This is a genomic window from Streptomyces sp. NPDC055287 (assembly GCF_053646035.1).
In genome coordinates, this window is record NZ_JBSHNE010000009.1 from 268083 (window position 1) to 282624 (window position 14542).

Genomic DNA, 14542 nt, shown 5'->3' on the forward strand with positions numbered 1-14542 from the left:
CCCAGCCGCCCCCAGCCGCGGCTCCGTCCCTACGGCCGCTCCGCCGTCAGATACCGCTGAACGGTGGGCCCGAGCCAGTCGATCACGTCCTGCCGCGACATCTCCACGGCGGGCGGCAGCCGCAGCACGTACCGCGCCGTCGCCATGCCGAGTATCTGGGAGGCGACCAGCGCGGCCCGCATCGGTGCCTCTCCGGGAACCGGGCACACGCCGGCGACGACCGGGCCGAGCTGCTCCCGGAATATCGTCTGCATGCGTTCGGCCCCGGCGGCGTTGGTGACACCGACCCGCAGCAGGGCGGTCAGGACCTCGTCCGCCTCCCAGCGGTCGAGGAAGTGCCCGACGAGGACGGCGCCCACGTGCTTGCCCGGCAGCGCGCCCAGCTCGCCGCCCAGCTCGCCGCCCGGCTCGGCCGTCAGGCCGACGTCCGCCATGCGCAGGTCGAATTCCGAAGCGGCCGCGAACAGCCCCTCCTTGTTGCCGTAGTAGCGCATCACCATCGACGGATCGATCGCGGCGTCGCGTGCGATGGCGCGGATGGTGGCGCGCTCGTACCCGTCGGCGGCGAACCGCTCGCGGGCGGCGTCGAGGATCGCCGCCTTCGTGGCGTCGGAGCGTCGGCGTGGCGGAGCGTCGGGAACAGGCGCGTCACTCATGCCAACAACTGTAGGCCAACATTCGTTGACATGTCATGGCTCAGAAGAAGTAACCGTCACCCGTCGCCGGGACCAGCACCTCGAGCTCGTTGTTCCGCGGATTGCGATCCGTCGCGCCGCCGTTCCACGCCGTACTGATCCGCACCACCGCCTCGGACGGGTCCCCCGAAGCCCGCAGATGGAACGCGAACTGCCGGCCACTCCCGCCCACCCTCAGACCGCCCGTCCGGCACAGCGCCTCACGCCCCCCGCCCCAGAGACAGTGCGGCGGCAGCTCCTGCCCACGGGCCAGCGGCACCGAGAAGCGCAGCCGCACCGTCGCGTCCCGCAGCCCCGACGGGCCGCGGTTCGCCGTCTCCAGCCAGACCCCGAGCCGCCCCCCGTCCAGCGTGGCGTGCCCCCGGTACGCCACATCCGCCTCCGGGGCGATCCGGAAACCACCCGCACCCGCCACCACCGCCACAGCGGCCCCCGCCACCGCAACCCTGCGCACCCGCATCCACGTCCGCATCGCAACCATGCCCAGAACATACCGATTTCCGCCCCCCGTCCCGCCTCTCGCCCCATGACACGCTGAACGCATGACCGTCGCCCGCTCCGCCGCCCTCTTCGTCCTCGCCGCCCTCTTCGAGATCGGCGGCGCCTGGCTCGTCTGGCAGGGCGTACGCGGCGGAGCCCACGGCCAGGGCCGCGGCCTCCTGTGGACCGGCGCCGGCGTCATCGCCCTCGGCGCGTACGGCTTCGTGGCGACGCTCCAGCCCGACGGCGAATTCGGCCGCATCCTCGCCGCGTACGGCGGAGTCTTCGTCGCCGGCTCCCTCGCCTGGGGCATGGTCGCCGACGGCTACCGCCCCGACCGCTGGGACGTCATCGGCGCGCTCGTCTGCCTCGCGGGGATGGCCCTCATCATGTACGCACCACGCTCTCGCTAGCCTGTCCCCATGTCTACGCCTATCGCCGTCATCACCGGAGCGAGCAGCGGAATCGGTGCCGCCACCGCCCGCCAACTGGCCGCCGCCGGCTACCGCGTCGTTCTCACCGCCCGCCGCAAGGACCGCATCGAGGCACTGGAGGCCGAGCTCACCGCCGCGGGCCACCAGGCGACGGCGTACGCGCTGGACGTCACCGACCGCGCCGCCGTCGACGAGTTCGCGACCGCCTTCCGCACCCTCGCCCTCCTCGTCAACAACGCCGGCGGCGCACTCGGCGCCGAACCCGTCGCCACCAGCGACCCCGCCGACTGGCGCCAGATGTACGAGACCAATGTCATCGGCACCCTCAACCTCACCCAGGCGCTGCTCCCCGCCCTCACCGCGAGCGGCGACGGCACGGTCGTCGTCGTCTCCTCCACCGCCGGCCACGGCACGTACGAGAACGGCGGCGGCTACGTCGCGGCCAAGCACGGCGCGCACGTCCTCGCCGAGACCCTCCGCCTGGAGATCGTCGGCACCCCGGTCCGTGTCATCGAGATCGCGCCCGGCATGGTCAAGACCGAGGAGTTCGCCACCACCCGCTTCCGCGGTGACACCGACAAGGCGGCCAAGGTCTACGCCGGCGTCGCGGAACCCCTCAGCGCCGACGACGTGGCCGAGACCATCACCTGGGCGGTCACCCGCCCCAGCCACGTCAACATCGACCTCCTGGTGGTCCGCCCCCGCGCCCAGGCCTCCAACACCAAGGTCCACCGCGAGCTGTGACCACCACGGCGCCCCCGAGCGCGAACGACGGCAACCGGCACATTCCCTTCGAGCGCCTGCACAACTTCCGTGACCTCGGCGGCTACCGCACCACCGACGGCCGCACCCTGCGCCACGGCCGCCTGTACCGCTCCGACTCCCTCGCCAAGCTCCATGGCGCGGATCACGACCGCTTCCTCGCCCTCGGCATCCGCACCGTCATCGACCTGCGCTACCCCTGGGAGATAGCAGCCAAGGGCCGCGTACCGGAAGGCGACGGCCTCGCCTACCTCAATCTCAGCATCGAGCACCGCCCGTACGACCAGGCCGAGATCGACCCCGCCCTCGATCCCTGGCGCTACCTCGCCGACCGCTACGCCGAAGTCGCCCTCGACGGCGCGGAAGAACTCCGCCGGGCCCTCGAGGTCATCGCCTCCGACACCGGGCCCCTGGTCTTCCACTGCGCCTCGGGCAAGGACCGCACCGGCCTGCTGGCCGCGCTCGTCCTCACCCTCGTCGGCGTCGGCGAGGACGACGTCCTGGCCGACTTCGCCCTCACCGAACTCGCCACCCAACGCCTGCTCGCCGACTGGCAGGCGGCCAACCCCACCCGCGTCATGAAGTGGCCCGGATACGGCCGCGCGCCCGCCGAGATCATGCGCCTGTTCCTCGCCGACCTGACCGCCACCCACGGATCGGTACGGGGCTACGCCGCCGCGCACCTCGGTGCGACCGACGAGCTCGTCGCACGCCTGCGCGCCCAGCTCCTCGCCTGAACGCGGCGGAAAACCACTTCCAGGGCCCGCGTCGGCGCCCACGCGAAAAGGCCCCGGCAACCACAACCGGGGCCTTCCGCTCTCCGCGCTCAGGGCGTTCTCAGCCCTTGACGCAGATGACCTGCTTCAGCTTGGCGACCACCTCGACGAGGTCGCGCTGCTGGTCGATGACCTGCTCGATCGGCTTGTACGCCGCCGGGATCTCATCCACGACACCGGAGTCCTTGCGGCACTCCACACCCCGCGTCTGCTCCTCCAGGTCCCGCGCCGAGTAGCGCCGCTTCGCCGCGCTGCGGCTCATGCGGCGGCCGGCGCCGTGCGAGGCCGAGTTGAACGACTTCTCGTTCCCCAGCCCCTTCACGATGTAGGAGCCCGTACCCATCGAACCCGGGATGATCCCGAAGTCGCCGGAGCCCGCCCGGATCGCACCCTTGCGGGTGACCAGCAGGTCCAAGCCCTCGTAGCGCTCTTCGCTGACGTAATTGTGGTGACAGGAGATGACCGGTTCGAAGGTCACCCCGGCCTTCTTGAACTCCCGTCGGACCACGTCCTGGTAGAGCCCCATCATGATCGCTCGGTTGTACTTCGCGTACTCCTGAGCCCAGAAGAGGTCGTTCCGGTACGCCGCCATCTGCGGGGTGTCCGAGATGAAGACCGCCAGGTCGCGGTCGACCAGGCCCTGGTTGTGCGGAAGCTTCTGGGCCTGGCCGATGTGGTACTCCGCCAGCTCCTTGCCGATGTTCCGGGACCCGGAGTGCAGCATCAGCCAAACAGAACCGGTCGAGTCAAGACAAAACTCAACGAAGTGATTTCCGGACCCGAGCGTTCCCATCTGCTTGGTGGCCCGCTCCTGACGGAACTTGACCGCGTCGGCCACCCCGTCGAACCGCCCCCAGAAGCCGTCCCACCCCGCGGTCGGGAACGCGTGCAGCCGGCCCGGGTCGACCGGACTGTCATGCATCCCCCGGCCCACCGGGATCGCCTGCTCGATCTTCGTACGGAGGCGGGAAAGATCACCCGGAAGGTCGTTCGCCGTGAGTGATGTCTTCACCGCCGACATGCCGCAGCCGATGTCCACCCCGACCGCCGCCGGGCACACCGCCCCGTGCATCGCGATCACCGAGCCGACGGTGGCGCCCTTGCCGTAGTGGACGTCCGGCATCACGGCGAGGCCCTTGATCCAGGGCAGGGTGGCGACGTTCTGGAGCTGCTGCATCGCGCCGCCCTCGACCGTCGCCGGGTCGGCCCACATCCGGATCGGAACCTTCGCGCCCGGTACCTCTACATACGACATAACCCCTCAACTCCCCCGAAATTCTGAAAACGCAAAACTGGTACCAAGCACCGCGAAAGAGACAACGGACCGGCAAGGTGCCCAGTGCGTGCGATACACATTGTGTCCACCGGCCGCCATCGCGCGGCAACCGCATTTCTGATCGAAGGGAGCCTGGGACCGTGCAGCGAAAGGTGTACGTAACCGGCGTCGCGCTCCTCGCGGCGCTCACCGCCGGCTGCACCGGGGGCTCCGGCACCGACGACCGCGCCACCGACGAGAAGGCGGGCGAGGCGAACACCTCCGCCGCCGCGCCCGGCAAGTACCGCACGCTCCGTGAGCCCTGCGGCGCCGTCGACCGCGGCATCCTGCGCGACCTCCTCCCCGGCGCCGCCACGCTCCCCGAGGAGCAGCAGGAGAAGGCGTACGACGGCACCCCCGCCGTGACGTACGACACGGACCGGCGAGTCGGCTGCCGCTGGAAGGTGGACTCGCCGGGCGCCACGCACCACCTCCAGGTCGACTTCGAGCGGATCGTGTCGTACGACTCCGAGGTCAGCGACGACGACCGCGCGGAGGAGGTCTACGCGAAGCAGGAGACCGCGGCGGACCTCCCGGCCCCCGCCACCCAGAGCCCGGACCCCGAAGAGGGCGACGGTGAGAGCAAGGACACAGAAGGCGGCGGCGAGGACGGCGCGTCTCCCAGCGACTCCCCCACCGCCTCCGCGTCCACGGCCGGCGGCGAGACGGACAACGACTCCGCCACCCCGAAGCCCGGCAACGCCTCCGGCAGCGCGAGCGACGCGAGCAGCGGCGCCGGTGGCGGCCCCGGCGCCCAGACCCCCGAGGGCCTCGAACCGCGTACCCTCTCCGACCTCGGCGACGCCGCGTTCCTGGACGACGCCCTGGTCCGGTCCGGTTCGACCGCGCAGCGCCGTACCGTCAGTGTGGTGTTCCGTACCTCGAACGTCATCGTGACCGTTCAGTACAGCGAACAGCCCGCCCTGACCACCGATGTCCCCGACAGCAAGGAACTGCAGGAGAAGACGCAGGCCCTGGCCCGCAGGCTCGCCGAGCAGTTCAGCGATTAGTCGATCAGCCTCCATGAGTGAAGGAACCATGCACCGATCAGCCCCGCGACTCTCTCGCATACTCGCCTGCGCAGCCGTCCCGGTGATGCTCGTCGCCGCCGGCTGCTCCTCCGACTCCGGAGGCGACAAGAACGCGTCCCCGTCCGCCAAAGCCTCGCCCTCGGTGTCGGCGAAGCCGACGGTGAAGCCGGCGGCGTTCTCGAAGCTGCCCGAGCCGTGCAAGTCGATCAAGAAGAAGACGGTCGATTCGCTGGTCCCCGAGGCGAAGGACAAGTCCGGTACGGCCGACAAGTCGAACGACGTGTCCGCGCGCGGCGGCTGCTCCTGGAACGGCCTGGACAACAAGGGCGTCGACGGCTCGCAGTACCGCTGGCTGTCCGTCTCCTTCATGCGGTACGAGTCGGACCAGACCCGGGGCCCCGGCGACAAGCTCGCCGAGGAGTACTACACGAAGCAGGTCGACGCCGCGAAGGCGACCGACGGCGCGAAGAAGGTCGCGGCCGAGCCCGCCGCCGGCATCGGTGACCAGGCGACGGCAGTCACGTACGACCTGCGGAAGACGGACGCGGACTTCAAGTACGCAACGGTCGTGACACGTACGGAGAACGTCGTCGCCACCGTCATCTACAACGGCGCCGGCTACCAGGGTGCCAAGTCCCCCAAGGCCGCCGACCTGCTGAAGGACGCTCAGAAGGCGACCAAGGAGGCGGTGGCCTCGGTCACCGCGTCCAACAAGTGACGCCTGGCAGAAAGTAGTACGCATCGCCTGATTTCCGGCACATAGCGGAGCCCGACCTTCCCCTTGAAGGCCGGGCTCCGCCCGTACCCGCGCAACGCCACCCGCACACATGTGCCAGGCTGACCCCCGCCAAGTCCGACGTAACGGGAGGGGATCGCGGGTGGCCGCGATGCAGTTGACACGTACGCACCGCATATTGATCGGTGTCGTCGTCGCCGGAGCGGTGGTCATCGCCGCGATCGGCTTCGCCGGCTCGTACGCCGCCGTGCGCACGCTCGCGGAGGAGAAGGGCTTCGGGGACTTCTCGCTGGTCTTCCCGATCGGCATCGACGCGGGCATCTGCGTCCTGCTGGCCCTGGACCTCCTCCTGACCTGGATGCGGATCCCGTTCCCCCTCCTGCGCCAGACGGCATGGCTGCTGACGGCCGCGACGATCGCCTTCAACGGCGCGGCGTCCTGGCCCGATCCGCTGGGCGTCGGCATGCACGCCGTCATCCCGGTCCTGTTCGTCGTCTCGGTCGAGGCCGCGCGGCACGCGGTCGGCCGGATCGCCGACATCACGGCCGACAAACACATGGAGGGCGTACGCCTGACCCGCTGGCTGCTGTCGCCGCTGCCGACGTTCAAGCTGTGGCGCCGCATGAAGCTGTGGGAACTGCGCTCGTACGAGCAGGTCATCAAGCTGGAGCAGGACCGCCTGATCTACCAGGCGCGTCTCCAGGCCCGCTTCGGGCGTGGCTGGCGCCGCAAGGCGCCGATCGAGTCGCTGATGCCGCTGCGGCTGGCGAAGTACGGCGTCCCGCTCGCGGACACCGCCCCGGCGGGCCTGGCGGCAGCGGGCATCGAGCCGGCGCTGCTGCCCCCGGCGCCGGAGATCGAGGCGCGGCCGCAGGAGCTGCGGGCGCTGCCGCAGCAACCGGCGGGGGAGAGCGGCCGACAGCAGGGCCGGCCGTACCCGGACGAGGAGTGGCCCGAGGAGGCCCCGGACGCGGACACGGACTACCAGGACGCCGAGGACGCCCACGCCGCCCAGGAGGAGGGCCCCGGTTCGCACTCGAGCCCCTGGTTCGCGGCTCCGCAGGCGCCGCAGGCTCCGCAGGAGGCGGCGTACGGCAACGGCTACGACCCGGCGTACGCCGAGGTTCCCGAGCCCGCGCCCGTGATGGTCCCCTCGGGCCCCGGCCGCACCCGCCCCCTGGGCGGCATCCCGGGCCCGCGCCACGAGCAGGACCCGGCGCACTACGCGGAGGGCGAGTACCCGCAGGCCCAGTACCCGGAGGCTCCGTACGAGGAGGCCCAGTACGAGGAGCCGTACGAACCGGAGGAGCGGTACTACGGCGCGTTCCGCAAGTACGTCGGCGAGTACAACACGGTCCCCTCGCCCGGCGCGTTCGGTTCGTACCTCCAGGACCTGGGCACCGAGGCCCCGCCCGCCCGCGAACTGGCCGACTACACCAAGCGCTTCGAGATCCGCTACCAGCAGGAGCTCGACGCCGAACACATCGCCTGAGCCGCGGACCGGGCTCCCGCCCCCGCCGCGCGAAAGGGCCGCCACCCCCGGATTTCCGGGAGTGGCGGCCCTCGGCGCGACAAGCGTCAGAGAGCTACGCCCCGAGCAGCTTCCTCACCCGGTCCGCCCCCACCGCGAGCAGCAGCGTGGGCAGTCGCGGTCCGGTGTCCCGCCCGACCAGCAGCTGGTAGAGCAGGGCGAAGAACGACCGCTGCGCGACCTTCAGCTCCGGCGTCGGCTTCGCGTCCGGCTCCAGACCCGCCATCACCTTCGGCACGCCGTAGACGAGAGTCGTGAGCCCGTCCAGCGACCAGTGCGCGTCGAGGCCCTCGAGCAGCAGCCGCAGCGACTCCCGCCCGGCCTCGTCCAGCGAGCCCAGGATCTCGGCGTCCGGCTCGCCGCGTACGACGGTGCGCTGCTCGGCCGGGACCTGGGTGGTGATCCAGTTCTCGGCACGGTCGAAGCGCGGCCGCACCTCGTCCAGCGAGGTGACCGGGTTCTGCGGGTCCAGCTCGCTCAGGATCCGCAGCGCCTGGTCCTCGTGCCCGGCCGTGATGTCCGCCACCGAGGCGAGCGTCCGGTACGGCAGCGGGCGCGGCGTGCGCGGCAGCTCACCGGCCGCCGTCCTGATCGCGCGCGAGTGCGCCGCCGCGTCGGCCGGCAGCACCGTGCCCTCGGCGACCTTCTTCTCCAGCGAGTCCCACTCGTCGTAGAGCCGCTGGATCTCCTGGTCGAAGGCGATCTTGAAGGACTGGTTCGGCCGGCGGCGCGCGTACAGCCACCTGAGCAGCGGCGCCTCCATGATCTTCAGCGCGTCGGCGGGCGTGGGCACGCCGCCCTTGCTGCTGGACATCTTCGCCATCCCGCTGATGCCGACGAAGGCGTACATCGGTCCGATCGGCTGGACGCCGCCGAAGACCTCACGCACGATCTGCCCGCCGACGACGAAAGACGACCCCGGAGACGAGTGGTCGACTCCGCTCGGCTCGAAGATCACACCTTCGAACGCCCAGCGCATCGGCCAGTCGACCTTCCAGACCAGCTTGCCGCCGTTGAACTCGCTCAGCAGCACGGTCTCGGAGTGCCCACAGACGCACGTGTACGACAGCGCGGTGCTCTCGTCGTCGTACGCCGACACCGTGGTGAGGTCCTTGCCGCAGACGGTGCAGTACGGCTTGTACGGGAAGTACCCCGCGCCGCCGCCACTGCCGTCGTCCTCGTCGGCCGCCCCGGACCCCTCGGCGGCCTCCAGCTCGGCCTCGTCGACCGGCTTCTGCCCCTGCTTCTTGACCTGCTGCTTGGGGTCCTTCTTGGTCCGGTACCGGTCGAGTACGGCGTCGATGTCGCCCCGGTGCTTCATCGCGTGCAGGATCTGCTCGCGATAGGCCCCGGCCGTGTACATCTCGGTCTGGCTGATGCCGTCGTACTCGACACCGAGCTCGTCGAGCGCCTGCGTCATGGCGGCCTTGAAGTGCTCGGCCCAGTTCGGGTACGCCGACCCGGCCGGCGCGGGCACCGACGTCAGCGGCTTGCCGATGTGCTCGGCCCACGAGTGGTCGACCCCCGGGACGCCCGCCGGCACCTTCCGGTACCGGTCGTAGTCGTCCCAGGAGATCAGGTGGCGGACCTCGTACCCACGCCGGCGGATCTCGTCCGCGACCAGGTGCGGGGTCATGACCTCGCGCAGGTTGCCCAGGTGAATCGGCCCGGAGGGCGAGAGTCCGGACGCGACGACGACCGTCGGCGCCGCAGCGCCCGAGTGTTTCGCCCCAGGGGCACGTCGCTCCGACTCGGCGATGACCTCGTCCGCGAAGCGGGAGACCCAGTCGGTCTCTGTGCTGCTCTGAGCCACGATCGGCACGTCCTTCTTCCTCGATAGCTGGCGTAGCCATTCTCCCAGACAGAACAACCATGTCCGAGGCTGCCTTTATACGAGACGACGGCCCTGCACCCCACATGAAATACTCGTCTGCACATTCAACTTTCCTCTCGACAGGAACGGCAGCTCATGGCCTCGGTCCATTCCCTCGCTACGACCGTCAACCAGCGCGTCGCGGACGCCCTCTCGGCAGCCCTGCCGGAGGCCGGCGCCGCCGACCCGCTGCTGCGACGAAGCGACCGGGCCGACTTCCAGGCGAACGGCATCCTGGCCCTGGCGAAGAAGGCGAAGGCCAACCCGCGTGAGCTGGCCGCACAGGTCGTCGCCGGACTGCCCGCCGGTGACGTGATCAAGGAGATCGAGGTCTCGGGCCCCGGCTTCCTGAACATCACGGTCGCCGACAGGGCGATCATCGAGACCCTCGCGGCCCGCGCCTCCGACGCGCGTCTCGGCGTACCGCTGGCCGAGCAGCCGGGCACGACGGTCGTCGACTACGCGCAGCCGAACGTGGCCAAGGAGATGCACGTCGGCCACCTGCGGTCCGCGGTGATCGGCGCCGCGATGGTCGAGATCCTCGAATTCACGGGTGAGAAGGTCGTACGCCGGCACCACATCGGCGACTGGGGCACCCAGTTCGGCATGCTCATCCAGTACCTCACCGAGCACCCGCACGAGCTGGACCACAAGCACGGCGGCCCGGAGGAGGGCGAGGCGGCGATGTCGTCCCTCAACCGCCTCTACAAGGCATCGCGCGTGCTCTTCGACTCCGACGAGGACTTCAAGGCGCGTTCGCGGGACCGTGTCGTGGCCCTCCAGGCCGGCGACCCGGAGACCCTCGCGCTGTGGCAGCGGTTCGTCGACGAGTCGAAGATCTACTTCTACTCGGTCTTCGACAAGCTCGACATGGAGATCGACGACCCGGACGTCGTGGGCGAGTCCGGCTACAACGACATGCTCGAAGAGACGTGCCAGATCCTGGAGGACTCGGGCGTGGCCGTCCGTTCCGACGGTGCGCTGTGCGTCTTCTTCGACGACGTGAAGGGCCCGGACGGCAAGCCGTCCCCCCTGATCGTGAAGAAGTCCAACGGCGGTTACGGCTATGCCGCCACCGACCTCTCGGCGATCCGTGACCGCGTCAAGAACCTGGGCGCGAGCACGCTGGTGTACGTCGTTGACGCCCGCCAGTCCCTCCACTTCAAGATGGTCTTCGAGACCGCCCGGCGGGCCGGCTGGCTGAACGAGGACGTCCACGCGGTCCAGCTCGCGTTCGGCACGGTCCTCGGCAAGGACGGCAAGCCGTTCAAGACGCGTGAGGGCGAGACGGTCCGGCTGGTGGACCTGCTGGACGAGGCGGTCGACCGTGCGACGGCGGTCGTGCGCGAGAAGGCCGCCAAGGTGGGCCTGAGCGAGCAGGAGATCGTCGAGAACGGCCGGTACGTCGGCATCGGCGCGGTGAAGTACGCCGACCTGTCCACGTCCGCGTCGCGGGACTACAAGTTCGACCTGGACCAGATGGTGTCGCTGAACGGCGACACGTCCGTGTACCTCCAGTACGCGTACGCCCGTATCCAGTCGATCCTCCGTAAGGCGGGCGACCGGAAGGCGGCGGCCCACCCGGAGCTCGAACTGGCCCCGGCGGAGCGCGCGCTGGGCCTGCACCTGGACCAGTTCGCCGAGACGCTGAACGAGGTCGCCTCGGCGTACGAGCCGCACAAGCTGACCGCGTACCTCTACCAGCTCGCGTCGCTGTTCACGACGTTCTACGACCAGTGCCCGGTCATCAAGCCCGAGCCCGCGCCCGACGTCGCCGAGAACCGCCTCTTCCTCTGCGACCTGACCGCCCGCACACTCCACCAGGGCCTGGCCCTGCTCGGCATCCGCACGCCCGAGCAGCTCTGAGCACGCGGCGCTCGGTGACGCGAGGCGATGCGGGAGATGCGAGGCGATGCCCCCACCGGGGTTCCGGTGGGGGCATCGCCTTTTCTCCCCGTCTGCGTCCCATCACGTCACGTCACATCCGTCACGTCACGTCCGTCACGTCGTCAGCGGATAGGACGGCCGTCCCGCGGCTTCGTCGATCTCGCCGTGGGCCTTCCCCAGAAGCTGTGACGCAAGGTCCATGAGCGCGCGCGCACCCGCGATCTCCTCGCCGACCCGCAGCTGCTCGGCATCGGTCGGGTGCCGTTTGGCGTACCCGTGAGCCCGCAGCTCCATGCCGTCGCCGAGCCGCACCATCGCGGCCGCCCTGGTCCTGCCGTCCTCCTCCTGGAACTCCATCTCGACGTGCCATCCGACGAGTGTGTGCATGGCAGCTCACCTCCAGCAGTGCCCCTTCCCCCCTTCCAGGGTGCGCCGCATGTCCACTGATCACCACTCCCCACTTACCGATTGGTGAGTACCTGACTTATTAGTCGGTACTTGTCGCCAACTCAGCGCCCGACAAGGATCAAAGGACCGCAGGAACTCCCACCCGCACCCCACTCCAGGAGCCTTTGATGCCCCAACCCCTACCTCCCGTGTCCGTCCTCGGCCTCGGCATGATGGGCAGCGCCCTCGCGGCCGCCTTCCTCAAGGCCGGCCACCCGGTCACCGTCTGGAACCGCTCCGCCGCGAAGACCGGCCCACTGGCAGCTCAGGGAGCGACGCCCGCGGAGACGGTCACCGACGCCGTGGCGGCGAGCCCCCTGGTGATCGTCTGCTTCACGACGAACGACAACGTCACCGAGACGCTCGCCACCGTCGACCTCACCGGCAAGACCCTCGCCAACCTCACCAACGGCACCCCCGCCCAGGCCCGCGCCCTCGCCACCTGGGCCGAGACGCAGGGCGCCGCGTACATCGACGGCGGGATCATGGCGGTCCCGCAGATGATCGCGACCCCGGCGGCGTACGTCCTCTACAGCGGCGACGAGCAGGCGTACGAGACGCACCGCCCCGCCCTCGCCGCCCTCGGCGGCACGCAGTGGGTCGGCACCGACCCGGGACGAGCGGCCCTGTACGACCTGGCCCTGCTGACGGGCATGTACGGCATGCTCATCGGCGTGGCGCAGGCGTTCGCCCTGATCCGTACGGAGGACATCAAGGCCACCGAGTTCGCCGATCCGCTGCACGCGTGGGTTTCGGCGATGCTGAGCGGAGTGGTCCCGGGGGTGGCCGCGGCCGTCGATTCCGGGCAGCACCTGACGGACGTGTCCAGCCTCGGCATCAACCAGGCGGCGTTCTCGAACTTCATCGACGCGTACAACGACCAAGGCGTCAGCCCCGAGCTGTTCGTACCGTTCCAGAAGCTGCTCGACCGCTCGGTGGCGGAGGGCCACGCGGCGGACGGCCTGTCCCGCCTGGTGGACCTGCTGAAGAAGTAACGCCGCAGGAAGCAACGCCGCCCGCCACCCCGCCAAACTCACAGCACACGACAGTTGACGCACCCACTACAGGGGGCGCTGACGGTCCTGGGGCTGCGGTTGCTTCTGGCGTGGGGGCCGCCTTGGCTAAGGGTGGCGTCGGAGGCCCGGCCCTCAAGGGCGCTCCTACGTCGCGTCGCCTGCGGCGATTGCGCTTCGCTCCACCCTTGACCGCCGAACCTCCGCCGCAATGCTTAAGGGGGGCGGCCCCGGGGGGGAGCCCACGGGTCAAGCTCGGCAAGTGGCTGGTGGTGCGTTGCCGGACGGCGGGTGTGTGAGTGGGGCGCGCTCCGCTTCGGGGGCCGCTCGGGCCCCTGGCTCGGCGGGTGCGGGAACGGTCGTTGGTGCGACACCCGCATTCCTCCGCACACGCGCACCCGGGCCGGTGGACAGCCGATCGCGATGGACGACCTGCGGGCCAGTGGGTGTGCGGGCGGGGCGCGAGAGTTGAATGGGGCCACTCGGGCGAGTGTGGCGTCCACCCCCACCGGTGATCGGTTGAGCTGCAAGCTGGCTGCCGGTGTGAGTGGGTGGGTGGGGGGGGTGGGTGGTGAGGCACCGTCCGCACAGGAGCCACGCTGCCGCCGTGGGTGGAAACACTCCCGTGACGGCAGAAAGCGACACGGCTGTGACCGGTGGGACTGGAGAGACGTTACGCATCACCAAGCGCCGGGTTAATCGCAATCCGGCCTCCCGCGCCCGGTGCGGGAACGACCGAACCGCACCAACGCCGAAAGTGGACCCTGCCAAGCCCCACCAACTCGCCCTCCCCGCCAGCTTGTCGAGCACGGAGGGGCCGGTGGGGCTGGTGTGGTGTCGGCAGGCATCACATGTCGGGTCCGGTTCACGCCAAGCCCACGCCGGGTAGTGGGTGTGCGACTAACCCAGCACGTGATGCGCCTCGCAACCCCCCGATGCGCCGAAAAAGGGGCAAAGTGGGCGCGCTTGTTCGTCTTCTGCCGGGTTCGTCGCATCCGCCGGGCCGGGCACCTCCAACCACCCCACCGGCCCCACCGAGGCCGCCGAGGCCGCCGAAAGCCCCACCATCCGGAAGCCGTCCGGTCGAATCATCGGTCCGAGCCGTCGGCAGGACCACAAAGCCCCCAAGCACCCTTCCACCCACCAAGCCCGGCCACATGCTTGTGGCCCGACCGACCACCGGCGGGGGCGGACGCCACACCCGCCCGAGTCCCCCCATCCAACTGCCGCGCCCCACCCGCACAACCACGAGTCCGCAGGTCGCCCAGGCCGGCCAACTGCTCACCGGCCAGGGTGCGCGTGTGCGGAGGAGTGGGGATGCCGCACCAACGACCGTCGCCGCACCCGCCGAGCCAGGAGCCGAGCCGCCCCTTAGGCCGACCGCGCCCCACCCACACACCCGACAGCACCATCCCACCCGAGCCGCTCCCCCACCTGCCGTGCAGGGCGTTTTTCTTTGGGCCGTCCCCCTACAAGCGTTAGCGGTGGGCCGGGGTGGCGGGTCAAGGGTGGGCCGCAGGCCCATCGCGCAGCGACGCGACGCAGGAGCGCCCTTGACGCAT

The 14542-nt window shown here is 70.2% G+C and carries 13 protein-coding genes; 8 read left to right on the forward strand and 5 right to left on the reverse strand.

Annotated elements, in window-relative coordinates:
- Nucleotides 1–29 precede the first annotated feature (29 nt).
- A complete protein-coding gene (locus ACWIHY_RS17530; protein WP_454376516.1) occupies nucleotides 30–656 on the reverse strand; it encodes a TetR/AcrR family transcriptional regulator in 627 nt (208 codons plus the stop codon).
- Nucleotides 657–696: 40 nt separating this feature from the next.
- Nucleotides 697–1176, reverse strand: a complete 480-nt coding sequence (locus tag ACWIHY_RS17535; RefSeq protein WP_454376517.1) for a hypothetical protein — start codon at nucleotides 1174–1176, stop codon at nucleotides 697–699.
- A gap of 61 nt (nucleotides 1177–1237) precedes the next feature.
- Here ACWIHY_RS17535 and ACWIHY_RS17540 point away from each other — a divergent pair, with 61 nt between their 5' ends.
- From ACWIHY_RS17540 to ACWIHY_RS17550, 3 genes are read left to right on the forward strand one after another with little or no spacing between them, the layout of a single operon-like run.
- Nucleotides 1238–1588, forward strand: a complete 351-nt coding sequence (locus ACWIHY_RS17540) for a YnfA family protein (protein WP_454376518.1) — start codon at nucleotides 1238–1240, stop codon at nucleotides 1586–1588.
- Nucleotides 1589–1597: 9 nt separating this feature from the next.
- Nucleotides 1598–2353 (forward strand): SDR family NAD(P)-dependent oxidoreductase, encoded by a 756-nt coding sequence (locus ACWIHY_RS17545; protein ID WP_454376519.1) that lies wholly within the window; start codon nucleotides 1598–1600, stop codon nucleotides 2351–2353.
- Nucleotides 2350–3108: a tyrosine-protein phosphatase gene (locus ACWIHY_RS17550; protein ID WP_454376520.1), complete on the forward strand. Its 759-nt coding sequence runs from the start codon at nucleotides 2350–2352 to the stop codon at nucleotides 3106–3108. The genes ACWIHY_RS17545 and ACWIHY_RS17550 overlap by 4 nt, the downstream gene beginning before the upstream one ends.
- 100 nt (nucleotides 3109–3208) lie before the next feature.
- Here ACWIHY_RS17550 and ACWIHY_RS17555 read toward each other — a convergent pair whose 3' ends face one another.
- A complete protein-coding gene (locus ACWIHY_RS17555) occupies nucleotides 3209–4402 on the reverse strand; it encodes an RtcB family protein (protein ID WP_454376521.1) in 1194 nt (397 codons plus the stop codon).
- 161 nt (nucleotides 4403–4563) lie between these two features.
- Here ACWIHY_RS17555 and ACWIHY_RS17560 point away from each other — a divergent pair, with 161 nt between their 5' ends.
- The 3 genes from ACWIHY_RS17560 (at nucleotide 4564) to ACWIHY_RS17570 (ending at nucleotide 7721) form a co-directional block, all read left to right on the forward strand.
- Nucleotides 4564–5472 carry a DUF3558 domain-containing protein gene (locus ACWIHY_RS17560; protein WP_454376522.1) on the forward strand — a complete coding sequence of 303 codons (909 nt, stop codon included), beginning with the start codon at nucleotides 4564–4566 and terminating at the stop codon, nucleotides 5470–5472.
- A gap of 28 nt (nucleotides 5473–5500) precedes the next feature.
- Nucleotides 5501–6211: a DUF3558 family protein gene (locus tag ACWIHY_RS17565; protein WP_454376523.1), complete on the forward strand. Its 711-nt coding sequence runs from the start codon at nucleotides 5501–5503 to the stop codon at nucleotides 6209–6211.
- Nucleotides 6212–6371: 160 nt separating this feature from the next.
- Nucleotides 6372–7721 (forward strand): DUF2637 domain-containing protein, encoded by a 1350-nt coding sequence (locus tag ACWIHY_RS17570; RefSeq protein WP_454376524.1) that lies wholly within the window; start codon nucleotides 6372–6374, stop codon nucleotides 7719–7721.
- Nucleotides 7722–7815: 94 nt separating this feature from the next.
- On the opposite strand, the gene lysS is transcribed toward ACWIHY_RS17570, so the two are convergent.
- On the reverse strand, nucleotides 7816–9582 hold the full coding sequence (gene lysS / locus ACWIHY_RS17575) for a lysine--tRNA ligase (RefSeq protein WP_454376525.1): 1767 nt from the start codon (nucleotides 9580–9582) through the stop codon (nucleotides 7816–7818).
- A 147-nt stretch (nucleotides 9583–9729) separates the two neighbouring features.
- Between lysS and argS the strand changes: the two genes are divergently transcribed.
- Entirely contained in the window at nucleotides 9730–11499 is a 1770-nt protein-coding gene (gene argS, locus ACWIHY_RS17580) for an arginine--tRNA ligase (RefSeq protein WP_454376526.1), read from the forward strand.
- A 135-nt stretch (nucleotides 11500–11634) separates the two neighbouring features.
- Here the strand turns inward: argS and ACWIHY_RS17585 are convergent, their stop codons facing one another.
- Nucleotides 11635–11907, reverse strand: a complete 273-nt coding sequence (locus ACWIHY_RS17585) for a DUF1876 domain-containing protein (RefSeq protein WP_454376527.1) — start codon at nucleotides 11905–11907, stop codon at nucleotides 11635–11637.
- A gap of 188 nt (nucleotides 11908–12095) precedes the next feature.
- On the opposite strand from ACWIHY_RS17585, the gene ACWIHY_RS17590 reads away from it, so the two are divergent.
- On the forward strand, nucleotides 12096–12962 hold the full coding sequence (locus ACWIHY_RS17590) for an NAD(P)-dependent oxidoreductase (protein ID WP_454376528.1): 867 nt from the start codon (nucleotides 12096–12098) through the stop codon (nucleotides 12960–12962).
- The last annotated feature ends 1580 nt before the right edge of the window (nucleotides 12963–14542 follow it).

Bases quoted from the DNA above. Each gene is read 5' to 3' on its own strand.
- ACWIHY_RS17530 (WP_454376516.1), bottom strand. From the start codon at position 656: ATGAGTGACGCGCCTGTTCCCGACGCTCCGCCACGCCGACGCTCCGAC.
- ACWIHY_RS17535 (WP_454376517.1), bottom strand. From the start codon at position 1,176: ATGGTTGCGATGCGGACGTGGATGCGGGTGCGCAGGGTTGCGGTGGCG.
- ACWIHY_RS17540 (WP_454376518.1), top strand. From the start codon at position 1,238: ATGACCGTCGCCCGCTCCGCCGCCCTCTTCGTCCTCGCCGCCCTCTTC.
- ACWIHY_RS17545 (WP_454376519.1), top strand. From the start codon at position 1,598: ATGTCTACGCCTATCGCCGTCATCACCGGAGCGAGCAGCGGAATCGGT.
- ACWIHY_RS17555 (WP_454376521.1), bottom strand. From the start codon at position 4,402: ATGTCGTATGTAGAGGTACCGGGCGCGAAGGTTCCGATCCGGATGTGG.
- ACWIHY_RS17565 (WP_454376523.1), top strand. From the start codon at position 5,501: ATGCACCGATCAGCCCCGCGACTCTCTCGCATACTCGCCTGCGCAGCC.
- argS (WP_454376526.1), top strand. From the start codon at position 9,730: ATGGCCTCGGTCCATTCCCTCGCTACGACCGTCAACCAGCGCGTCGCG.
- ACWIHY_RS17585 (WP_454376527.1), bottom strand. From the start codon at position 11,907: ATGCACACACTCGTCGGATGGCACGTCGAGATGGAGTTCCAGGAGGAG.
- ACWIHY_RS17590 (WP_454376528.1), top strand. From the start codon at position 12,096: ATGCCCCAACCCCTACCTCCCGTGTCCGTCCTCGGCCTCGGCATGATG.